Origin of the sequence: Myxococcus sp. CA039A, assembly GCF_013336645.1 — a bacterium.
Taxonomy (GTDB): domain Bacteria; phylum Myxococcota; class Myxococcia; order Myxococcales; family Myxococcaceae; genus Myxococcus; species Myxococcus llanfairpwllgwyngyllgogerychwyrndrobwllllantysiliogogogochensis.
Genome location: NZ_JABUMQ010000059.1, coordinates 17,829 through 40,499, shown reverse-complemented (window position 1 = coordinate 40,499; position 22,671 = coordinate 17,829). Strand labels below are relative to the sequence as shown.

The 22,671-nt window shown below is 70.1% G+C and carries 17 protein-coding genes; 3 read left to right on the top strand and 14 right to left on the bottom strand.

Annotation, left to right across the window (positions count from 1 at the left end; translation table 11 throughout):
* Positions 1-120: 120 nt before the first annotated feature.
* Positions 121-5,169: a hypothetical protein gene (locus tag HR086_RS12760; protein ID WP_217441782.1), complete on the top strand. Its 5,049-nt coding sequence runs from the start codon at positions 121-123 to the stop codon at positions 5,167-5,169.
* A 100-nt stretch (positions 5,170-5,269) separates the two neighbouring features.
* Here HR086_RS12760 and HR086_RS12755 read toward each other — a convergent pair whose 3' ends face one another.
* Together HR086_RS12755 and HR086_RS12750 are read right to left on the bottom strand one after the other, a co-directional pair.
* Complete coding sequence (locus tag HR086_RS12755; RefSeq protein WP_141640726.1) at positions 5,270-5,890, bottom strand: YceI family protein; 621 nt, start codon at positions 5,888-5,890, stop codon at positions 5,270-5,272.
* Positions 5,891-5,919: 29 nt separating this feature from the next.
* The gene (locus HR086_RS12750) at positions 5,920-6,789 is read right to left on the bottom strand and encodes a dioxygenase (protein ID WP_174457508.1); all 870 of its coding nucleotides are present in this window, start codon (positions 6,787-6,789) and stop codon (positions 5,920-5,922) included.
* A 143-nt stretch (positions 6,790-6,932) separates the two neighbouring features.
* Between HR086_RS12750 and HR086_RS12745 the strand changes: the two genes are divergently transcribed.
* Positions 6,933-8,573, top strand: a complete 1,641-nt coding sequence (locus HR086_RS12745) for a sigma-54-dependent Fis family transcriptional regulator (RefSeq protein ID WP_141640728.1) — start codon at positions 6,933-6,935, stop codon at positions 8,571-8,573.
* Positions 8,574-8,591: 18 nt separating this feature from the next.
* On the opposite strand, the gene HR086_RS12740 is transcribed toward HR086_RS12745, so the two are convergent.
* The 7 genes from HR086_RS12740 to HR086_RS12710 form a co-directional block, all read right to left on the bottom strand.
* Positions 8,592-9,332, bottom strand: coding sequence for a DUF1751 domain-containing protein (locus HR086_RS12740; protein WP_141640729.1), 741 nt, complete (start codon positions 9,330-9,332; stop codon positions 8,592-8,594).
* Positions 9,333-9,474: 142 nt separating this feature from the next.
* Positions 9,475-9,675 carry a hypothetical protein gene (locus HR086_RS12735; protein ID WP_141640730.1) on the bottom strand — a complete coding sequence of 67 codons (201 nt, stop codon included), beginning with the start codon at positions 9,673-9,675 and terminating at the stop codon, positions 9,475-9,477.
* A gap of 219 nt (positions 9,676-9,894) precedes the next feature.
* On the bottom strand, positions 9,895-10,110 hold the full coding sequence (locus tag HR086_RS12730; RefSeq protein WP_141640758.1) for a hypothetical protein: 216 nt from the start codon (positions 10,108-10,110) through the stop codon (positions 9,895-9,897).
* 32 nt (positions 10,111-10,142) lie between these two features.
* Positions 10,143-11,339, bottom strand: coding sequence for an acetyl-CoA C-acetyltransferase (locus tag HR086_RS12725; RefSeq protein ID WP_174457510.1), 1,197 nt, complete (start codon positions 11,337-11,339; stop codon positions 10,143-10,145).
* Positions 11,340-11,404: 65 nt separating this feature from the next.
* Positions 11,405-12,052 (bottom strand): hypothetical protein, encoded by a 648-nt coding sequence (locus HR086_RS12720; RefSeq protein ID WP_174463260.1) that lies wholly within the window; start codon positions 12,050-12,052, stop codon positions 11,405-11,407.
* An 88-nt stretch (positions 12,053-12,140) separates the two neighbouring features.
* Positions 12,141-12,797 (bottom strand): 2-hydroxychromene-2-carboxylate isomerase, encoded by a 657-nt coding sequence (locus tag HR086_RS12715; RefSeq protein WP_174465749.1) that lies wholly within the window; start codon positions 12,795-12,797, stop codon positions 12,141-12,143.
* A 339-nt stretch (positions 12,798-13,136) separates the two neighbouring features.
* Positions 13,137-16,715, bottom strand: coding sequence for a protein kinase (locus tag HR086_RS12710; RefSeq protein ID WP_217440634.1), 3,579 nt, complete (start codon positions 16,713-16,715; stop codon positions 13,137-13,139).
* 676 nt (positions 16,716-17,391) lie between these two features.
* Here HR086_RS12710 and HR086_RS12705 point away from each other — a divergent pair.
* Positions 17,392-17,805, top strand: a complete 414-nt coding sequence (locus tag HR086_RS12705; RefSeq protein ID WP_141640734.1) for a response regulator — start codon at positions 17,392-17,394, stop codon at positions 17,803-17,805.
* 6 nt (positions 17,806-17,811) lie between these two features.
* Here the strand turns inward: HR086_RS12705 and uraH are convergent, their stop codons facing one another.
* Genes uraH through HR086_RS12680 form a run of 5 tightly spaced genes read right to left on the bottom strand, consistent with a single transcriptional unit; the run spans position 17,812 to position 22,512 of the window.
* The gene (gene uraH, locus HR086_RS12700; RefSeq protein WP_174457513.1) at positions 17,812-18,156 is read right to left on the bottom strand and encodes a hydroxyisourate hydrolase; all 345 of its coding nucleotides are present in this window, start codon (positions 18,154-18,156) and stop codon (positions 17,812-17,814) included.
* Positions 18,153-18,662 carry a 2-oxo-4-hydroxy-4-carboxy-5-ureidoimidazoline decarboxylase gene (gene uraD / locus HR086_RS12695; protein ID WP_174457514.1) on the bottom strand — a complete coding sequence of 170 codons (510 nt, stop codon included), beginning with the start codon at positions 18,660-18,662 and terminating at the stop codon, positions 18,153-18,155. Before uraD ends, uraH begins: the two co-directional genes overlap by 4 nt.
* Positions 18,659-19,681 (bottom strand): allantoicase, encoded by a 1,023-nt coding sequence (alc, locus tag HR086_RS12690; RefSeq protein WP_141640737.1) that lies wholly within the window; start codon positions 19,679-19,681, stop codon positions 18,659-18,661. The genes uraD and alc overlap by 4 nt, the downstream gene beginning before the upstream one ends.
* Before the next feature lie 21 nt (positions 19,682-19,702).
* The gene (allB, locus tag HR086_RS12685; RefSeq protein ID WP_174465748.1) at positions 19,703-21,070 is read right to left on the bottom strand and encodes an allantoinase AllB; all 1,368 of its coding nucleotides are present in this window, start codon (positions 21,068-21,070) and stop codon (positions 19,703-19,705) included.
* On the bottom strand, positions 21,067-22,512 hold the full coding sequence (locus tag HR086_RS12680) for an FAD-dependent oxidoreductase (protein WP_174457517.1): 1,446 nt from the start codon (positions 22,510-22,512) through the stop codon (positions 21,067-21,069). The genes allB and HR086_RS12680 overlap by 4 nt, the downstream gene beginning before the upstream one ends.
* Positions 22,513-22,671 lie beyond the last annotated feature (159 nt).

Here is a 22,671-nt window from a genome sequence, read left to right as displayed (position 1 = left end):
CCTCCCGCCCCGGAGCCGGAGAACCTGGCCCTCAGCGCGGACGACATCGACATCCCCGCCCTGAGTGAGCCGGCCCCGTGGATGGCCCCGAGTCCCACGCCCCCTGCTGGTGCGCCGACCGTGGCCACGTCCGACGCCTCGTCGTTCGAGGACGTGCTGGAGGTCTCGGAAACGGATGTGCCCACCACGGACGCGTTCGAGGACGCCACCGACGACCTCGAGAGCGGACAGCCGCCGCTGAGCCACCAGGACGTCGCGCCGAACGAGGCATCACAGCTGGCCGCGGAAGAGGACTTCGGAGAGCTCGACACGCAGGTGGAGCAGGCCGCTCCGCGACGTGAGCCGGAGACCTCGCTCGAGTCGTCCTTCGCCGACATCTCCCTGGAGGTCGAATCGGCCGAGGAGCCCTCGACGTCCTCGCTCCTCGCGGCACAGCCTTCCGAGGAAACGACGCTCACCGCCTCCGAGTCCGAGGTGGAGGTTCCCTCCTCGGAGGTCGAACTGCTCGACGCCACGGCGGACAGCGAGCCGATGCTGGCCGAGGAACATTCCCCTTCGTCCCTCGACGAAGCCTGGGCCTCCGCGCCCCTGGCCGTGGACCCGATGGAGTCGTCCGCGACGGACCTCGCCGACGCCAATGACGTCATCGACGTCGGGGCGATGGAGAACGCCGAGCCCATGTCGCTCGACTCGAGCGATGTGACGGAGGAGCTTTCGGCGAGCGACGCTGCCGCGCACGACGCGGGAGCGGACCTGGACTTCGCCGCCCAGGACACGGGCATCTTGAGCGACTCGGCCTACGAGTCCTCCGAGGACCCTGGCGTGGGCGAGTCCACCTTCTCGCCGCGGGAGGCTGGCACCGAGGATTCCACGGCGGCGGCTCACGATGCCGCTGGCGCGGAGATTTCGCTCGATGCGTCCGACATGCTCGAGCCCGCTTCGGCGGAGGAGTTCGCGGCGACGGCTCCGGAGTCGCATGCCGGGGAGCTGTCTCTCGACGCGACTTCCAGCAACTGGGACGCCTCGCCGTCGGTAGAGAGCGCACAGGGAGACTCCGACGTCGCCACTTCGCCCGCCGTCGAGGAGATTGCGCTCGATGGCGGCGATGTGAGCACCGAAGGAGCGTCCGAGGACTTCCTCTCCGCCGAGCCGGTGAGCACCGAGGAAGGATTGAGCGCCGCCTCCTTCGAGGAGACGACGGCTCAGGGTGAGCCCCCTACCTTCGAGGTGGGGGACCTTGGCGTGGAGGCGGAAGCCTCGTCTGCCGTGGAGTCGCCCTTCAGCACGGACACGGTGCCTTCACTGGAGCTTCGCGCTGTGCAGGTCGGGCCCGATCTCCAGGCCGACACCATCGAGGTCGACACCGACGCGGCGACCGACTTCACGGGGACAGCGGCGTCGCTCAGTGCGGCGGCTTCGCAGGATGGATTCGACCTGAGTGGCAATCCCGAGGAGGCCGTGCCTCTCGCGAGTGCTGGCGAGTTCCTCGATCCTGGACAGTTCTCGACTTCGGATGAGCGAGGACTGGACCTTCCGGCCGACGCCTCCGGCGAGGGCGAATGGGGCACGCAGTCGGGTGACCTGGAGCCCCTGGCGAGCAGCGCGAGCCTCGCTTCGGAGCATGTCGGAGCAACGGAAGAGGGCGCGCCCATCGAGCTGCAACCCGAGTGGGTGTCCTCCGACGCGTCCACGGGGGACTCCGCCCCGGCGAGTTCCGAGGGCATCGAGCTCCAATCCGAGTGGGCTGCCGCATCCACGGCCGAGCAAGGCCATGCCGAGCAGGCATGGGCAGCGCCGACGGAGCTCGCGCCCGAGGCCGCTCAGTCGGAGTGGTCGACGACCGAGGCACAGCCCGAGTGGGCCGCGACGGAGGAACTCCCCGCCGACGCGGTCCAGACCGAGTGGTCCGCCACCACCGGCGACGCAGCCACCGCCACCGCTCAGCCTGAGTGGGCCGCGACGGAAGAACTCCCCGCCGACGCAGTCCAGGCCGAATGGGCCACCACGGACGCAACCGGCACTCCTGCTCCGCAGCCCGAGTGGGCCGCGACCGAGGAGCTCCCCGCCGACGCAGTCCAGACCGAGTGGGCCACCACGGACGCAACCGGCACTCCCGCTCCGCAGCCCGAGTGGGCCGCGACCGAGGAACTCCCCGCCGACGCAGTCCAGACCGAGTGGGCCACCACGGACGCAACCGGCACTCCCGCTCCGCAGCCCGAGTGGGCCGCGACGGAAGAACTCCCCGCCGACGCGGTCCAGACTGAGTGGGCCACCTCCCCTGGCGAAGCCGCCCCTGCTCAGCCCGAATGGGCCGCCACGGAAGAACTCCCCGCCGACGCTGTCCAGACTGAGTGGGCCACCTCCCCTGGCGAAGCCGCCCCTGCTCAGCCCGAATGGGCCGCCACGGAAGAACTCCCCGCCGACGCAGTCCAGGCCGAGTGGGCCACTGCTTCTGGCGAAGCCGCCCCTGCTCAGCCTGAGTGGGCCGCGACGGAAGAACTCCCCGCCGACGCAGTCCAGACCGAATGGTCCGCCACCACCGGCGACGCAGCCACCGCTCAGCCTGAGTGGGCCGCGACGGAAGAACTCCCCGCCGACGCAGTCCAGACCGAATGGTCCGCCACCACGAGCGACGCAGCAGTTGCCACCGCTCAGCCCGAGTGGGCCGCAGCGGAGGAACTCCCCGCCGACGCCGTCCAGGCCGAGTGGGCCACCACGGACGCAACCGGCACTCCCGCTCCGCAGCCCGAGTGGGCCGCGACGGAAGAACTCCCTGCCGACGCAGTCCAGACCGAGTGGTCTGCAGCAACGAGTGACGCAGCCCCCGCCACCGCTCAGCCCGAGTGGGCCGCGACGGAGGAACTCCCCGCCGACGCGGTCCAGACCGAGTGGGCCACGTCCACTGGCGAAGCCACCCCTGCGCAGCCCGAATGGGCCACGACGGAAGAACTCCCCGCCGACGCGGTCCAGGCAGAGTGGGCCACCACGGACGCAACTGGCACTCCCGCACCCCAGCCTGAGTGGGCCACCACGGAAGAACTCCCCGCCGACGCTGTCCAGGCCGAGTGGGCCACCACGGACACAACCGGCACTCCCGCTCAGCAGCCCGAGTGGGCCACAACGGAAGAACTCCCCGCCGACGCCGTCCAGGCCGAGTGGGCCACCTCTCCTGGCGAAGCCACCCCTGCTCAGCCTGAGTGGGCCGCGACGGAGGAACTCCCCGCCGACGCCGTCCAGACCGAGTGGGCCGCAGCCACCGGCGACGCAGCGGTTGCCACCGCGCAGCCCGAGTGGGCCGCCACGACGGAAGAGATTGCGCCCGAAGCGGTGCAGACCGAGTGGACCACATCCACGGGCGAAGCACCCACCGCCACCGCGCAGCCCGAGTGGGCCGCCACGGAAGAACTCCCCGCCGACGCGGTCCAGGCCGAATGGTCCGCGTCCACGGGTGACACCGCCACCGCCACCGCGCAGCCTGAATGGGCCGCGATGGAGGAGCTAGCTCCCGACGCTGTTCAATCAGAGTGGTCCGCGGAGTCCACAGGCGAGCCGGTTGCCACGGCCCAGCCTGAGTGGGCGGCCACGGCCGAAGAGCTCGCACCCGACGCCGTCCAGGCCGAATGGGCCACGACGGAGACTCCGGGAGAGCACGCCGCCTCGACGGAAGCACAAGCCGAGTGGGCCGCGACGGAGGAACTCCCCGCCGACGCCGTCCAGACCGACTGGTCTGCATCCACGAGCGAGGTAGCCACCGCCACCGCTCAGTCTGAGTGGGCCACCACGGAAGAACTCCCCGCCGACGCGGTCCAGGCTGAGTGGGCCACCACGGACGCAGCCGGCACTCCCGCGTCGCAGTCCGAGTGGGCCACCACGGAAGAACTCCCCGCCGACGCGGTCCAGACGGACTGGTCCGCCACCACGGGCGACGCAGCCACCGCCACCGCTCAGCCCGAGTGGGCCACCCCAGAGGAACTCCCCTCCGACGCAGTCCAGTCCGAGTGGTCTGGAACCCCGGAGGAAGTGGCCCCCGCGCAGGCCGGGTGGGCCGCGCCCGGCACGCAACCCTCGTCCGCCTGGAACACGGCCGAAGCCGCTCCCGTCGAACTCCAACCCGAGTGGGTCTCAGCGGAGCCCGAGCCCACCGCCGAGTGGTCCGAGCAGCAGCCCGTCCCCCAGTCCGAGTGGAGCGGCTCTCCCGACTCCGCCACTCCGACCTCGACGTGGAGCAGTGAGCCCACAGCCCACGAAGGCCACTACGCCGAGGCCACCGCCCAACAGACCGAGTGGAGCAACGCGTCCGTCGACGTGGAGCCCATGGTCGAGCTGTCCTCCGAGGACGCGCTCCCCACCGAGCAGGTCCAAACCGAAGACGCCTCCTGGTCCGAGGAGTCCCCTCCCCCGGCCACCACGCCTTGGCAGGCCCAGGAAGCGCATCCGTTCGGCGCCCCGGTGAACGACTTCTCCTCCACCGAGTCCGGCCTCGACACGCCGCCCGCGCCCCTCGAAGAGGAGGAGGTCCCCGTCGAACTCGAGCAGGACCTCGCCGAAATCGAACTGGTGGAAGAAGCCGTCGAGCCTCCCGAGGCCACGCCTCCACTCGCCGCCACCGCCGTGGCCGCGGCGGCGCTGAGCTCCGCGCTCAGAAGCCCCGCACCGGCCCAGCCGAATCCCTACACGGCCAGCCCGCTCCCCACCGCGCGGGCCTCCGCGTCCCTGGCCGAGCGCACGCAGACACTCGCCGCCTCACGGGAGCCGCTCTTCGCGGTCACCCCGCCGATGCACACCGAGCCCATCACCTCGTTCATCGAAGGTGAGCATCGCGTCATCATCCACACCGTCGAAGGACAGGTGAAGCGCGGCACCATCCGCGACGCGGACCTGCTCGACGAGGTCATCTCCCTGGAGCAGCAGAGCGGCTACGCGCCGGAGCAGATTCCCGGCAAGCGCGTGAAGGCCATCTTCTTCATGCTCGCCGCGGGCGCGCGTCAGCCCCAGGCCGAGGGCCAGAAGATTCGCGTCACCTTCAACGACGGACGCCAGGTCGCCGGCTTCTCGCAGGACTTCAAGGGAACGACGCCCGGCTTCTTCGTCGTCCCCGCGGACCAGCGCACCAACACCGCCCGCATCTTCATCTACCGCTCCAGCGTGCAGGCCGTCGCCGAGGGCTGAGCGCCACACGGCAGGCACGCGGCACACCCTGAAACGACAGAGGGGCCCCCACCACCGTGGGAGCCCCTCTTTCATTCAGCGTCGATGAACGAAGCGACGACTACTTCTTCGCCGGGGCAGGAGCCGCGGCGTCCGCCTTCTTCGTCAGAGCCAGGTCCAGGTTCACGGTGACTTCCTCACCGACCGCCACGCCGCCCGTCTCCAGCGCCTGGTTGTAGGTCAGGCCGAAGTCCTTGCGGTTCAGCTTCGTGGTGGCCTCCACGCCCGTGCGGGTGTTGCCCCAGGGGTCCTTCGACTCCTTCGTCGGGCCCGTGACGTCCAGGACGACGGGCTTGGTGACGCCGTGCATGGTCAGGTTGCCGGTGACCTTCAGCTTGCCCTCGCCCGCCTTCTCCACCTTCGTGGACTTGAAGGTGATGGTCGGGAACTTCGCCGTGTCAAAGAAGTCCGGCGCCTTCAGGTGCTCATCGCGCTTGGCGTTGTTCGTGTTGATGGTCGTCGCGTCGATGGTGGCCTCGACGGTGGACTTGGTGATGTCCTTGTCGTCCAGGTTGATGGTGCCCTTCACGTTGCCGAAGGAGCCCTTCACGTTCGTCACCATCATGTGCTTCACGGAGAACTCGGCGCCGGAGTGGGCCGTGTCAACGTCCCACGTGGAAGCCAGGGCGAGGGACGGCAGGGCCACCAGCAGGGCAATCGCGCTCTTCAGGGTCGTCTTCATAGGGGTGTGCTCCTCGATGAACTACGGGTTCAGGCGCGCAGCGCGAAGCTGCGCATGGACAAGGTTCCGTGATGGAAGCCCTCGAAAACTGAAGTGAGACGGTCTTCGGGGAGGGCCGCTCCGAGGACGAAGTACAGCGGCAACAAATGCTCGGCTCTCGGATGCGCGAGCTTCGCATTCGGTGCATCCAACCATGACTGGAGGCCCACGAAATCCCGCGCCTCCAGCTTCTGCGCCACCCAGGTGTCGAAGGACTGCGCCCACGGCTCCGGGGACGCATCCTTCTGATGGAAATTCACACGGCGCAGGTTGTGGACGATGCCACCACTTCCCATCAACAGCACGCCTTCGGCGCGCAGCGGCCGCAAGGCCTCGCCCATCTTCGCCACGTCCGCCGCGCTCGCGCCCAGCGGCATCGACACCTGCACCACCGGCAACGTTGCCTGTGGAAACGTATGAAGCAGCGGTACCCACGCACCGTGGTCCAGGCCGCGCTCCGTATCCGCGACAGCCTTCAGCCCCGCCGCGCCCAATCGGGCCACCACGTCGGAGGCCACGTCCGGTGCGCCCGGCGCCGCGTACCGCAGCCGGTACAGCGCCTCCGGAAAGCCGGAGAAGTCATAGACGAGCGGAGGCTTCGCGCTCGCGGTGACGCGCACCTCGCCCGGCGTCTCCCAGTGCGCGGACACCACGACGACGGCCCGCGCCGTCGCCACGCCGTCGCCAAAGGTCTTCAGCGCGCGCGGATACGCATCCGCGTCCAGCGCCACCATGGGCGAGCCGTGCGACACGAAGAGCGCGGCAGCCCGCCCGCCCTTCGAGCCAGCGCCCAGGACGCCCGCCACGCCGGCCGCCGCCGCGCCCTGCAAGACCTCCCGCCTGTCCAGTCCGTCTCCCATGATGGGGGCCTTCTACTGCAACCCCAGGACCAGGGCCCAGCTCATTCCAACCCCTTGAAATAACGACTTCTCAACATCCTTGCGTGCGCGGAACCTCTCAAAACGATAGAGAGAGACATCACTTTGGAAGGGAGCGGGACACCGTGGCGGGGCCATTCGACGCGTTGGAGCTGGGGGAGCTGCTGTCCTTCGAGCCGGGGGGCGGACTCATCCACTTCGCGGGGCAGCGGGTGCTCCTCATGGACCCGGTGGCGCTGGGGCTGTTGCGCAAGGAGCTGGTGGAGCTGATGGGGGTGACGGCCGCGCGCGGCATCTTCACGCGGCTGGGCTACGCGCACGGCTGGCGCACCGCGGAGGCGATGAAGGGCGCGGTGCCGTGGAAGGACGAGTCGCTGTGGCGCCGCGCGGGCGGACGGCTGCACACGCTGCAAGGGCAGGTGCGGGTGGAGCGCGTGGAGCGCAAGCCCGAGGAGGGCCCGGAGCCCTTCGCCGAGGCGCAGTGGCGCGACTCGTATGAAGCCGAGCAGCACCTGCTGCACCTGGGCCGCGCGGACCATCCAGTGTGCTGGAGCCTCACCGGCTTCGCGTCCGGCTACATGAGCTACGTCAACGGGCGGGAAATCTACTGCACGGAGGTGCGCTGCGTGGGCCAGGGGGACGCGGCGTGCCACATCGTCGGCCGTCCTTCCGAGGAGTGGAGCACCGAGTGCAAGGAGGTGCTGCGCTTCTATGAGACGCAGTGCATGGAGGGCGTGCTGGGCCAGGTGACGGACGCGCTGAAGCAGGCCGAGCGCAAGCTGCGCGCGAAGCGGCAGTCGCTGGCGCGCGCGGGCGTGACGGAGGACCCGGCGGGCATGGTGGCGCGCGCGGAGGCCATGCTGCGCGTCATCAACCTGGGGCGCCGCGCGGCGAAGGTGGACTCCACGGTGCTCGTCACCGGAGAGAGTGGCGTGGGCAAGGAGCGCATCGCCCGCCTCATCCACGACGAGTCCACGCGCGCGCACAAGGCCTTCATCGCCGTCAACTGCGCGGCCGTCACGGAGAGCCTGCTGGAGAGCGAGCTGTTCGGCCATGCGCGCGGCGCCTTCACCGGCGCGACGAACGACAGGCCCGGACTCTTCGAGGCCGCGCACGGCGGCACCCTCTTCCTGGACGAGGTGGGCGAGGTGCCGGCCTCCATGCAGGCCAAGCTTTTGCGCGCGCTCCAGGAGAAGGAAGTCCGGCGCGTGGGCGAGAACACCAGCCGCAAGGTGGACGTGCGCGTGGTGGCCGCCACCAACCGCGACTTGAGCGAGGAGGTGCGCACGGGCCGCTTCCGCCAGGACCTCTACTACCGCCTGCGCGTCATCGAGCTGCGCATCCCTCCGCTGCGTGAGCGGCGCGAGGACATCCTGCCCCTGGCCCGGCTGCTGCTCGCCGAGGCCGCGGAGCGACTGGGCCGCAAGGTGTCCGGACTCGCGCCCGACGCGGCGGACCAGCTTTTGCGCTACGACTGGCCGGGCAACGTGCGCGAGCTGGGCAACGCGCTGGAGCGCGCGGTGGCCCTGTGCGAGGGCAGCCGCGTGGAGCGCGATGACCTGCCCGAGGAAGTGCGCGCCGCGCCGCCCAGCCTCATCCCCGCCGGCAACCCGCGCCGGCTCGAGGACATGGAGAAGGACTACATCCTCGCGGTGCTGGCGCAGAACGCGGGCAACCGGGCGCGCACCGCCGAGCAGCTCGACATCGGCGTGGCCACGCTCTACCGGAAGCTCAAGCAGTACGGCCACCCGGAGGCGGCCCACTGAGGCACGGCACGACGGGGGTCAGTTGAGGAACTGATCCCGGTCCGGCCGGTCCTTGTCCTTGGGCACCACGTTCAGGTGCTTGGACCTGCCTCGCAGCTGACGCTGCAGACGCCAGTGCTGGAAGTGCAGCATGAACCGCTTGGGGCTGGCGCCGCGCACGTAGGCGAACACCAGCACCATCGCGATGACGTGCGGCAGCTGGCTGGCCAGGCCCGCCGTGAGGATGCGCAGCACGACGAAGCCCGCGCCAATGCCGGCGAACGCGTTGCCCGACAGCGGGATGCCCCAGAAGTTCGTCTGCCCCCGGCCCATCGACAGGCCGTAGGCGACCCAGAGCACCGTGCCCATCACCCAGCCGCCCTGATACCCCATGGGCAGCGGCATGAAGAGGCCCACCACGCCGAGCACGTAGCCCGCGAGCGCCGTGCAGCCCACCGCCACCATGAGCAGCCGCTTCGAGCCCCAGGAGCTCTCCAGCGAGCCGCCAATGCTCCACAGCAGCAGCGCTCCGAAGAGGATGCTGATGGGCTCGCTCTCGATGAAGCCGTAGGTGAGCGGCTGCCAGAGGAAGAGGTTGCCGAAGACGGTGTTGGGCGACAGCAGCAGCAACACGCCCTGCGTGGACCCCTGGTAGCGCAGCAGCAGGTACAGGACGGACCCCGCGACCAGCCCCACCGCCAGCTTGGACGACATGGACTCCAGACCGGGCAGGCCCCAGCCTCCGCCACCCCTGCCGCCGAAGCTGCGCATCGGTCGCATTCAATCCTCCACTACGGGCTCAACAGCCGACCAAAGGTGGTGGAACCCTCTCCGCTTCGCAACCCCAAACGACGAAGGGCGCCCCACCCGGTCCCGGGAGAGCGCCCTCGCACATCGACTCCGCGCGTTGCTGGCCGACGAGTCAGGCCTTCGCGCGGTAGAAAATCGTGATGGTCAGACAGTGGAACTCCTTGTCCGAGGACTGGGTCACCACCTTGTCCACCACGTCGACGTTGTTCAAATTCTCCTTGAGCCACTTGGTGATGTTCTCACCCATGTTCTCGCGATCACGCGCGAGCGTGGTGGAGAACACCTTGACTCCCGTGAAGCTCGTAACGCCCATTCCGACCCTCGTCTCAAGTCTCAAGCTGAGATTCTGGACGTTTACCCCGAGACGATTCCGCTATCAAGAAACGGGCCCGATTTACCGGCCTCGGGCGAATTTGGGCCACCCAGGCCCGGCCCCACGTCCAGGGGCACATCTCCCACAGTCGCGCAGCCGACACCGGCGCTTTGCGGGCCAGGAGCCTCGCGCGTCCACTGACGCGAGGCCCCAGGAAGTTCACCGCCCCGCGGCGGCCCTGCGGCTCTGGCAGGAGACCTCGTCCTTGCAGGCCGGGCCAATGCCTTCCGGGTGGGCGGTGAGCGGCGTCTTGTCGCTCTCCTCCACGCCGCACACCACGCACTTGCGCTTGCGGTTGCGGCGCTCCGCGCGGCGCTGCTCGGCGATGGCCTTGGCCCGCTCACGGGCCGTCTTCGCGTCCACCTCGTTGCTCATCTCGCGTCCCGGTTGGAAGTCGTGTGCAGGCATCAGAGCGCCTCGACCAGCACCGCGATGCCCTGGCCGCCGCCAATGCAGGCGGAGCCGATACCATAGCGTCCACCACGGCGCTTGAGCTCATAGACGAGCGTGGTGGTGATGCGCGCGCCAGAAGCGCCCAGCGGGTGCCCCACGGCGATGGCGCCGCCATTGACGTTGGTCTGCTCGCGCGGCAGGCCCAGCTCCTTCTCCACCGCCAGGTACTGCGGCGCGAAGGCCTCGTTCACCTCGAACAGGTCCACGTCGGCGAGCTTCGCCTGCGCGCGCTCCAGCAGCTGGCGGATGGCGGGCGCGGGACCGATACCCATCACCTTGGGGTCACACCCGGACACGCCCCAGTTCACCAGCCGGGCGATGGGCTTCAAGCCATGCTTCTCCACGAAGCTCCGCGTGGCCATCACCATGCTGCCCGCGCCGTCGCAGATGCCGCTGGCGGCGCCCGCGTGCACCACGCCGTCCTTCTTGAAGACCTTGGGCAGCTTGCGCAGCCCCTCCACCGTCGTCTCCGGACGGTTGTGCTCGTCCCTGGCGAAGACGGTGTCGCCCTTCTTGCCCTTGAGCGTGACGGGCGCGATTTCGTCCTGGAAGCGGCCCGCCTCCTGCGCGGCGGCGAAGCGCTTCTGGGTGAGCACCGCGTACTCGTCCACCTGCTCCTGCGTGAGCGAGTAGTCCATCGCGAGCTGCTCGGCCGTCATGGCCATGGGCTGGCCGGTGTAGCTGTCCGTCAGCGCCGTCCAGAGCATGTCCTCCAGGTTGCCCTTGCCCAGGGGCAGGCCCCAGCGCGCGCCCCGGATGACGTGGGGCGCCTGGCTCATGGACTCGGTGCCACCGGCGAGCACGCAGCTCGCCTGCTCGGTGAGCATCAGCTCCGCGGCGGTGGTGAAGGCCTGGAAGCCGGAGCCACACAGCCGGTTGACGCCCAGCGCGGGCACGGCGATGGGAACGCCCGTGCGCAGGCCCACGTGGCGGGGCAGATAGATGGCATCCGCGCTCGTCTGCACCACGTTGCCGTACACGACGTGCTGCACGAGCTCCGGGGACACCTTCGCCTGGGCGAAGGCGGCCTTCGCCGATTCCACGGCGAGGTCGGTGGCGCTGAGGTCCTTCAGGCTGCCGCCATAAGTCCCAAACGGGGTGCGCTTGCCGGAAAGAAAGAAGATTTCCTCGGTCTTGGACACGCTCTTCATGGTGCTCGTCTACCTACTCTCAAGGGGCGCGCGGTGCACGCGCGCAGTGACGGGGTGGCGGGGATTCAGGACGCGCGCCGCCCCAGGAAGGCGCTGGCGACGATGGCAAGCGCCATCACCGTCCACAACAGCCCTTGCAGGTTCTGCCGACGTATCTCCTTCCGGCCGAGCCCGCGGTACCAGGAACGCCCGGCCTCCACCCGACCTTCCCAGGAGAAGTCCCCGGCGGGCGCGACGCCCTCCATGCGGCGCAGGTGGGCGCGCAGCAGGCGCTCGGGCGAAGCGTCCGCCAGTGAACCGCTCCGGTACACCCCGGGGACGTCCAGGGCGGGGCGGCGATAACCGGCGGTGATGACGAAGCCTTCCGGCGCCAGGGGGGTGAGGAAGTAGAGCCGGGGCTCGCCGTCCGGGGTCTGGTAGATGGTGGCGAAGACCCTCTCGATGGGGTGGGCCCAGTCGTAGGAGAGCGTGGCCTTCCGCAGGCGGGGCTTCTCCTCGTGACTGCCGAGCGCCACGAAGCCCAGGCCCTGGAGCTGGATGGCCAGTTGGGCCAGCTCCAAGGGGATGTCCATCTGGTCGGCCGGGGCCTCCGGCTCCACGCGGACGCTGTGGGGGAACAGGAAGAGGATGGCGCGCCAGAAGTTGAGCGCCAGCAGGACGATGGCGAGCACGAGGCCAGCGACGACGATGCCCAGCTCGGCGAGAACGTTCATGCGGTGAGCACCTGGGAACGTGGCGGGCGACCAACGGCCCATCCACCCGGGGCACCCTAGCGGAAACCGGCGCTCCCAGGGCCCCCCTTCAGCGTCGGGACGCGGTGGCCGGCAAATCCTTCCACCGGGCCAGGTCCACCAACGCCAGCGGGTCCTCGCCCCGGAGGAAGCGCTCCAGGTGGCCCAGCGAGTCCACGCCGAAGAACAGCTCCCCGTCCGCGAAGATGGTGGGCACGCCGAACGCACCCGCGGCGATGGCCTCGTCCGTGTTCCGGCGCACACGGTCCTTGATGTCCTGCCGCTGGGCGGCGGCGAGCAGCGTGGGGGCGTCCAGCCCGGCGGCCTGGATGGCCACGGCCACCTGCTCAGGCGACTCGGCGCCCTTCCCTCCGCCCCAGACCTCCGCGTAGAGGGCGGACACCAGCCGGCCGCGCGCCTCCAGGTCGTCCACCGCGGCCGTCACGCGCAGGGGGAGCAGCGGGACGAAGGGGTGCGTGGGGGGTGGACCGAAGGGTACGCCCAGCTCGTGAGCGATGCGGAAGGTGTGCTTGAAGACGTAGCCACGCTTGGCGGGAACCTCGGCCGGGCCGATGTTGCCGGTGGCGTTGAGGACGGCGGCGAGCAGCACCGGCACGGGCTCCACCACGCGACCATGGCGGGCGGCGAGCGCGGGCATGCGCGTCCACGCGAGATAGGCGTAGGGAGACAGATAGTCGAAACAGAAGCGCAGGGGTGCGAGGGCCATGGGCGGAACTCTAACGCCCTCGCGCACCGCGTTCTCGGGGGAGGCTGGCGGAAAGAGCGACTTCTCAAGTGCGCCTCGGGGTCCCCGAACACCTCACACATGGGGGAGGGCTCACGCACCAACGCGGGAGTTCCCTCAGGCACACTGTGTCGCCTCCGCGCTGAAGCGCGCTCGAAGGCGACGTCGCCTCGACCCGCGCTCAGGGCGCTCTGCCGGGACTCCGCGCTCCGCTGGAGCGCCCCTCGCAGCGACGTCGCCTCGACCCGCGCTCAGGGCGCTCTGCCGAGACTCCGCGCTCCGCTGGAGCGCACCTCGCAGCGACGTCGCCTCGACCCACGTTCAGGCGCTCTGCCGGGACTCCGCGCTCCGCTGGAGCGCACCTCGCAGCGACGTCGCCTGCGCGAGCAGGTTGGACGCCCGCGCCTCCGTGAAGGCCGATTCCGCCGCCTCCAGCTCCACGACGGCCGCGTCCGCGGACACCGCACGCTCCGCGAGCGCCAGATGCACGAGCCCCACCTGCAGCACGTTGCCCGTCAGCTCCGCCAGCGCCAGCGCACGACGCAGGTGCGTGAACCCTTCCTCGCCCGGCAGCAGCACGGCCATCGCGCGCCGCGCCAGCACTTCATCCCAGGGATTCGCCAGCACCGGGTCCACCGCGCGGGAGAGCGCCGTCTGTGCCGCCTCGCGCGCGGCCTCCAGGTTCCCCTGCTCCCGCTCGAAGCGGGACTGGTAGACGCGCAGCAGCGTCTCCATCCGGATGCCACCCTCGCGCGCCGAGCTCAGGGCCCGGGGCAACGACTGACGCACCGCCGCCGCGTCCTCGAAGAGCACGTCCCGACACGCCTGATACGTCTGCACGTGGCACTGCAACCACCGGTCCTCCGGGAGCACCCGCGCCAGCGACTCCGCGCGCGCCACCACGGCGGCCACATGCTCGTGCTCGCCGCGCTCCAGGTAGTAGGGCGGCGTGAAGATGGCCAGGTTGCGCTCCATCAACCGGGGGTTGCCCAGCCTGCGCACCAGGTCCGTCTTCTCGGTGAAGGCCGGGACGAAGGCCGCGCCGTCTCCCGTGAACGCCGCGCGAGTCACCACGGAGAACAGGTGGAACGCGCGCACGTCGGTGAAGCCGTGGGCCTCCGCCACAGCGTAGCCGTCCCGCGTCGCCTGGGCGTCCAGCGGTTCGCCGCGCAACGCGAGGTTCATGTTCATCATGTAGCCGCCCATGCCCAGCGCCCACGCCAGGCGCCTCGGCAGCCGGCCCATCACCTCGCGCATCCCCCGCAGCCGGGCGAGCTGCTCGAACTGCGCCTCGACCACGCCCGCCGAGCGACCCGTGTACGCGCTGAGCACCGCCGGAGCCAGCAACGCGCCCGCACGGTACGGCGACACCTCGGGCTGCTCCGCCCGCACGCGCTCCAGCAGCACGTCCAGGTCCTTCGTGCGCCCGACGATGGCCAGCGCCATCGCCTGGAGGATGCGCAGCTCCGCCTGCTTCCAGAAGATGTCCTCGGGCGACGACTGCGCGTCCGCCGCGCGCTCGCGGAACAACTCACGCAGCCGCGCGGGCCGTTCATCCTCCGGCGCCGCGCACGCCGCGTCCAACTGCGCCAGCGCGAGCCTGCGGCCCTCCACCAGGTCCACCGTCGCCGCCCAGTGTGCGAAGAGCTTTTCCGAGAAGGCCAGGGAGCTGGGCGGGTCGCTCGCGTAGCCCACCTCCACCAGCGTCACCCAGATGCGCAACAGCAGCCTGTCGCGTCCTGGGAAGTCCGGCGCGGCCTCCAGCAGCGTGGACGCCTCCTTCAACAACAGCGTCGCCTCCAGCAGCGCCTGCGCCTCCATGGCCGCGCGGCCCGCGTCCAGCAACGGGCCAATGGCCAGCTCCGGCTCCGACGAGCGCAGGTAGTGCCAGCCCACCGTGCGGGACAGGTCCGGCCGCTGCGAGTAGAGCGTCTGGAGCGCCAGCGCCACCCGCGCATGCGCGGCCCGCCGCTCCTCGTCCTGGGTGCTGTCGTAGATGGCCTGGTGCACGGTGTCGTGCGTGAAGACGTACCGGCCCTCTTCCTCCTGGAGGAACTGCCGCTCGACGATGCCGTCCAGGACGGCGAACAGCTCCGACTCCGGCAGCTCCGCCAGCGCCCGCACCATGGGCAGCTCCAGGCTTCGTCCCGCCGGAGCCAACCTGCGCAAGAGCGACACCTGCTCCACGGGCGCGGACGACAACCGCTCCAGCACCACGGCCTGGATGCTCTCCGGCAGGGGCCGGGTGTCCAGCCCCGCCTCCGCCGTCCACCGGCCGCCCACGCGCGTCAGCGCGCCCTCCTCCACCAGCGCGCGCAGACACTCGGTGGCGAAGAAGGCGTTGCCCCCCGTCGTCTCGTGCAGCCGCGCGACGAAGCCCTCGGGGACCTGCAGGCCCGGCAGCGCCAGGCCCACCAGCGTGCCCACGTGCTCGGCGGCCAGCGGCTCCAGGTCCATGCGCCAGGTGAGCTTCTCGTCCACCGTCTGGAACGCCAGGCTCAGCCGGCTCAGCTCTCCCGAGCGGAACGTGCCCACCACCATGCCGCGCGTGCCCTGCAGCGCGCGAATCAGCACGTTGAGCACCTCCAGCGAGGCGGTGTCCGCCCAGTGGAGGTCCTCGAAGCACAGCACGAACGTCATCCGCTTGCCGAGCGCCTGGACCCACTCCGCCAGCGCCCCGAAGAACCCCAGCTTCTCCTCGCCGGGCACCTGCGCCACGCCCGCGGACTCCGCCGACGACAGCGAGGGCAACAGCCGAGACAGGCGCGGGGACAGCCGCTCCATCACCTCCGTCGGCGTGTGCGGCATCAGCGCGCGCAGCGCCTGGGCAATCGGCGTCAGCGGCGCCTGCCCCTCCGCGCGACACTGTCCCCGGCCAAAGGGCAGCTCCGCGAGCTTCGCCTGCAGCTCGAACTCCTGGAGCAGCCGCGTCTTGCCCACGCCCGCGGGCGCGCCCAGGAGCACCGCGCGCGACTGTCCCCAGTCCGCCTCCGCGAGCCCGTTCATCAGCGCCTCCAGCTCCGCCGCGCGCCCGACGACCTCCGGCACGTGCAGGTAGCTGGAGCGCGCCGACAGGGGCTCCTCCGGCATCGGCTCACCGCTGGCGTGGCAGAGCGCCTCCATCAGCTCGCTCGCGTCCTGGAAGCGCTCGCGCGGGTCCTTCGCCAGCAACAGCAGGATGATTTCCTCCAACTGCGGGTCCACCGGACACAGCGTGGAGGGACGAGGCGGCGGCCGCGTCAGGTGGTCCGCCAACAGCGCCGCCGGGGTGTTGCGCTTGAAGGGCAGCCTGCGCGTCACCAGGTAGTACGCCATGACGCCCAGCGAGTAGAGGTCCGCGCGCCCGTCGATGCTCGCGCCGCGCTGCCACTCGGGGGCCAGATACTCGAGCGTGCCCTTGAGCTTGCCGGGGCTCGGGGTGCCCAATTGGTGCATCACCCCGAAGTCCATCAGCTTCACCGCGCCGGAGCGGGTGATGCGCACGTTGCTCGCCTTGATGTCGCAGTGCACGTACAGGCGCGAGTGGATGAACGCGAGCACCTGCGCCATCTGCAGCAGGACCCGGTACAGCGTGCGCGTGTCCAGCGGTGCCTCGCGCGCCAGCGTGCTCAGGTCCTGCCCGTCCACCACCTCCATCGTGATGAAGCGGTTGCCGGCCTCCGTCATGCCCCAGTCGAACACCTTCAACGTGCCCGGGTGCTGGAGCTTCTTCATCGCGAAGAACTCGTGCCGGAACATCAGCACCAGCTCCTCCGTCTTCCCCGCCGTCAGCCCCGCGGGGACCTGCATCTCCTTGAGCGCCACCCGGCGCTTCTCGTGCAGGTCCTCCGCCAGCCAGATGCGGCCCATGCCGCCTTCACCGAGCAGTCCCTCCACCCGGTAGCGCCCCGTCACCACCATCCCCACTTCCAGCGAGCGGCGCGCTCCGGCCGCGTCTCCTGGCAGGGTGACGGGCGTGCGGATGCGGTCCCCCCAGGAGCTCGGAGGAGGGCTGCGCTCGTCAAGGACGGTTGTCTTCTCTTCGTCGCTCACGAAGGCGGGACCGGAAGGTCGGCAGAATCCAGAAGTCGATGGAATATCACGTTTCCATGTATCGGACACACTCCGTTGGAACGGAGGAAACCCATTTCCTCCGCCGTCCGAACCAGGCCGCCTGATATTCGCCAACACGAGTCCAGCGCACCGTCAGTTCCGCGCGCCCGTCGGACAGGCGACACCCACACGACGCGCGGGCATGAAGCATGGTGGCCACGCATCCAATCTCCGCGCCCTCTGGGCTACCCACGGGACCACGTGCGCGTGGAGCGGGATGATGCGTGCACGTCCGAGCAGGTCCCCGCGCGCGTGCGGCGACCAGGCTCAGACCTGGAGGCATCCCGACGTGGACTGGTGAAGCTCCGCCACCCGGGGAGTTGCCCTCGACGCACCGCTCCGGGAGCACCTGTCGGCATCCACCTTGTACCTGGGTCTGGGGGTGAGGGAGGACCCCTTGCTACGGCGGGCGCCGAGCGGTGATGCTCCACCCGAGGCCGTCTCCCACGGGGCCCGATACCATCACCGGAGGAGCCCGAGCATCGTGAAGCCCAAGGTCCTCATCGTCGAAAACTCCTGGACGATGCGCGAGACGCTGCGCCTCCTGCTGTCCGGCGACTTCGACTGCGCCGTGGCGGCCAATGGCGAGGCCGGGCTGGCGTTGGCGTTGAGCCAGCCGCCGGACCTGCTCCTCTCGGATGTGAACATGGAGGGCATGGACGGCTACGAGCTGTGCCGCCGCTGCCGCCAGGAGCCCGCGCTCCAGCACATCCCCGTCGTCTTCGTCAGTGGCTACGCGCCCCGCTCGGACAGCGACCCGAGCCTGCCCGTGCCCGACGCGTATCTCGTCAAGCCCGTGAAGCCGGCGCTGCTCATCGCCGAAATCCACGCCCTGCTGCGGCGCGGAAGCAGCCCCGTCCAGGCCGCTGCCTCCGCGCAGGCCGCCAACAAGGCCTGAAGCCCCTCAGCTCCCCCGGTACGTGGAGTAGCCGAAGGGGCTGAGCAGCAAGGGCACGTGGTAGTGCTCGTCGGGCGCGGCCAGCTCGAACACCACCGACACCGACGGGTAGAACCCCTTCACGCCAAGCAAGCGGAAGTACGTCCCGGTGTCGAACGACATCCGGTACACGCCGGGCTCGACGCGCGCGCCGGCGGGCAGGAAGTCGCGCACGCGGCCATCGTCATTGGTGACGCCGCGAGCCAGCTCCTTCCACTCGCCGGAGGACACCTGGACTTCCAGGGCAATGGGGACACCAGCGGCTGGACGGCCGCGGTGCGTGTCGAGGACATGGGTGGAAAGTGTGCTCATGACGCCAGCAGCTTCTCCAATCGGATGCGGGTGATTTTCGCCTGCTCGCCAGCGGCGATGCGCAGCTCCTCGTCCGGAGGATTGCCCAGGCGCGCGCGCAAAAGCCCCAGCATCTCCTCCGCGCTCTTGCCCGTCGCGCAGACCAGGAAGATGAAGCCGAAGCGTTCCTCGTAGGCCTTGTTCCCGTCAGCCAGGCCCTGAATCACCGCCTCGGCGGCGCCGTTCACCCCGCCCTGCTCCTGCGAGGACCAGGTGGCGGTGGACGCGAACTTCGCGCGCAGCGAGGACACATCCCCGATGCGCGGGTGGTGCTTGAAGGCCTCCTGCCAGTCGTCGGGCCCCGTCTGCTCCCACAACCACCCGGCCTCCGACAACACGTGCTCCACGTCACGGAAGGGCCGCGCGCGCACCATGGCCTCCACCCAGCGCGAGGAGCCACAGCAGCGCAAGAGTTCCTCCCTGGCCGCCTCGGGGGCCAGCGTGTTGAGCCGGTGCAGCGCGCTCATGCCGGCCGCCCGTGGACGCGCAGCCGGCTGACACCACCGTCGGGGAAGATTTTCAGCCGCACGTGGGTGAAGGGCCCCTTCGCCTTCAGCTCGGACTCGAAGTCATGCCGGTGGTCCGCCTGCAGCTTCGTGCGCGGCAGCAGCTCCGTCCAGACGAGGTCATGCGCGTTGGCGAAGTCCACCACCGGCTCGCGCAGAGTGATGCCCTCCAGGGATGCGCTCTCCGGGAAGTTGCCCTTGTAGTGCGCGGTGTCCACCTCCACGCGCTCCACGGAGCCGGGGACGGCCAGCTTCACCACAATCCAGTCGAAGCCCGGCAGCAGGCGCTTGCGGCGCGTCTCCCAGCCCTCGCCCATGTTCGCGGCGCGACCCGGCAGGATGAGGTTGTCCTTCGGCCCGAAGAAGGCATCGTTGCACGCGGACACCGTGCCGCCGTTCTCCGCCGCCGCCAGGTCCACCGAGCCATTCGCATGCGTCAGCCGCGTCAGGTCCGGCCGCACCTCGCCATGGACGCGAAAACGCGCCACGCCGCCGTCCGGGTAGATGTTGAGGCGCAGGTGCGTCCAGCGCTGCTCGCTCAGGATGGGGAAGAGGTTGCGCGAGCCGCCCTGCAGCCGGAGCTGCGGAAGGATGCGCGTCCACTTCGCGTCCACCAGCGACTGCGCGGAGGGCGAGCCTTCGACCTCCAGCGCGTCCACGGAGGCGTACTCGGGGAAGTTGCCCACGAAATGGTTGGTGTCGACGTCCACGCCACGCAGCACGCCGGGCAGGCCGAGCTGGAGGATGCACCAGTCGTGGCCGGGCACGCGCTTGCGGCGCGACTCCCAGCCGTCCATCCACTTGCCCTGCTCGGTGTACTTGTCGGGGATGAAGACGCCCCGGCCGGGCTTGAGCAGGTTCTCCTTGCCGGCGAAGAACTCGTCACTGGCCAGCAGGGCCTTGCCGCCAACCTTCTCCGCGGCCAAATCGATGAGCTCGGTGAAGCCGACGCGCAGCTTCCCCTCTTCCGGTGCATGCATGGTGTGTACTCTCCAGAGGCTTCAAGCGGCGATGCGCGCCGAGGACGGGCGACGCACCCAGGTTCCACTCGGGCGAGGGAACGGCTGTCCTCGCTCGTAGATTTTCGTCCCGCGCAGGAACGTCGTCTCCACCACCCCCGAGAGCGTGCGGCCCGCGTACGGCGTCAGGGGATGACGGTGCTGGAGCCGCGTGGGCTCCACGATGAAGGTGGCCTCGGGGTCGAACACCAGCAGGTCCGCGTCCGCGCCGGGCGCGAGCGTCCCCTTCGTGCCATGCAGTCCCACCAGCCGGGCCGGGGCTTCACACATCCAGCGCGCCAGCGTCTCCAGGCCATGTCCTCGCTTGCGCGCCTCCGTCCACACGGCCGGCAGGCTGAGCTGGAGCGACGCGATTCCGCCCCACGCCGCGCTGAAGTCGCCACGCTCCAGGAGCTTCAGCGCCGGCGTGCAGGGCGAGTGGTCCGACACGACCAGCTCGATGTCGCCCCGCGCCAGCCCGGCCCAGAGCCGCTCACGGTTCTCAGCCTCGCGGATGGGTGGCGCGCACTTGAAGTGCGTCGCCCCGTCTTCGATTTCCTCGGCGGTGAAGCTGAGGTAGTGCGGACACGTCTCCACCGAGACATCCAGACCCTCCCGGCGCGCGTCCGCCAGCAACGGCAGCGCATCCGCCGACGACAGATGGACGATGTGGACCCGGCAGCGGTGCTGACGCGCCAGCTCCACCATCATCCGGATGGCATCCTGCTCCCAGCGTCGAGGCCGGGACTCCAGATAGGCGCGGTACGTGCGAGGGCCGCCCGCGTCCGCCTCCGCCAGCGGAGACTCCAGCTCCGCGTGGACGATGAGCGGAATGCCCCGCCGCGCGAGAATCGGCATCGCCACGTCGAGCACCGCGCGGTCCGCCGGGGGAAACTCGTCCACGCCGGAGGGACACAGGAAACACTTGAAGCCCGCGACCCCCGCGTCGATGAGCGCCTCCAGCTCGTTCGCGTTGCCTGGAATCACGCCGCCCCAGAAGCCGTGGTCCACCTGACTGGACTCACGCGCCGCGCTCGCCTTGAGCTTCAGCGCCTCCAGCGTGGTGGTGGGCGGCAGCGAGTTGAGCGGCATGTCCACGACGGTGGTGATGCCTCCGGCCGCCGCCGCGCGCGTGGCCGTCGCGAAGCCTTCCCACTCCGTGCGGCCGGGCTCGTTGATGTGCGCGTGGCAGTCCACCACGCCGGGCATCACCACGTGATTGCCCACGTCCGTCACCGTCAGGGCGCCGAGGGCCTCTCCCGGCCCCGCCACCTTCTCCACCCGACCGTCCGTCACCACCACCACGGCCTCACGCATCCCTCCCGCCGCGAGGACGCGACGGCTGCGCAGCCCGAACTCACCACTGCTCATGGTTCGAATTCCTTCTCGTCGAAGCACTCCAGGGCGCTGAAGAACGCGTCCCGGTCATCCACGTAGAGCTGCCGCGTCACGCCCGCCGTCAGTCGAGGCAGGCTGTACTTCATGCCAGAGATGCTCGCGCCACCGAAGCCCAGCGAGAGCAGACACCCGAAGGTGTAGTTGAAGATGGACGCCAGATGCGGCGCGCGGCCCGGGTGCTTCTCCTGCAACTCGAAGCCAGGCCCCAGGTACGGATGACGCAGCAGGTCCGTGTGCGCCTGGCCCGAGGGCGGCGTGAAGCGGTCCTTCCAGAGCGCGATGTCCTGGTGCAGGTTCGCCAGCTCCGGCCGTAGCGAGAGGTCCGTCACGGTGCCGCTGCCGACGATGAGCTTGTCGAAGGTGTAGTGCCCCCGCGGCGTGGTGACGCGGACCTGCCCGTCCACTTCCTCGGCGCCCACCCACGGGCTCTCCGCGTGCAGGTGGAACTGGGGATACGCGCGGGCGCGGCGGTACGTGTCGGCGGGAGGCAGTTGCCCCATCTCGAAGATGCGATGGATGAAGCGCCACTTGTCCGCGTCCGGCAGGTCCGCATGGTGCTTGAGGAAGCCGACGAACTCCGCCCAGCGATACGGGTTGACGGTGGGCAGCGTCTTGCGCCGGTAGAAGAGGTGCACCTCGCCCGCGCCGTGCTCCAGCGCGACGGAGGCGTTGTCGAACGCGGAGGCCCCCGCGCCGAGCACGCCCAGCTTGCGCCCCCGGAGCGCCTCGAAGTCGATGTCCTCGCGCGTCTGCGCGTACAACTCGCGCGGCAGCCCCGCCACCACCGCCGGGACTTCCCAGCGTCCCGAGCCGTCGATGCCCGTGGCCAGCACGATTTTTCGCGCAGGGAGGACCTCGACCTGCCCGGTGCGCAGGTCCTCCAGCGGCACCTGGAAGCAGTCGTCCTCCGCGCTCCACGTCAGCGCACCCGCGCGCGAGCGGCAGCGCACGGGGATGCCCAGCGTGCGCCGATACCACCCGAGGAAGTCCGCCCACAGCTCCTTGGGGATGCGCTCCAGGGAGGTCCAGGCGGCCTCGCCGTACTGGGCCTCGAACCAGGACTGGAAGCAGAGGTTGGGGAGGTTGTGGTCGGGGCCGGTGAGGTGCTTGGGCGTGCGCAGCGTGTGCATGCGCGCGAAGGTCTTCCACGGTCCGGCGAGGTCCTGCTCTCCGTCATCGACGACGAGCAGGTTCGTCACCTTCTCGCGCATCAACCCGAAGGCGGCGGTGAGGCCGCTCTGCCCTCCGCCGATGATGAGGACATCCAGCACGGCCTTGCCGGCGCGGGTGCGGCGAGGGAGCACCCAGGAGCGCCGGGGATACTCCAACCGCTCGAGGTCCTTCCGGAGCGCCTCTTCCAGGGCGACGAGGCCAGGAACAGGCGGCATCACGGGGCTCGGGGGCGGGATGCGCATGCCCCATCGTAACCGCGCGCTGTGTCGCGCGGTCAATGTGCCCCCCTCGCGCGGTATGAGCCGCCAGGCGGGGTGGTGGGAAATACCCGGCCTGCCTGGGGGTTGACAGCGGGTGTCCGGGCGCTGACGACGGCCCGCTTCCACGCTTCCCCGGTGGAG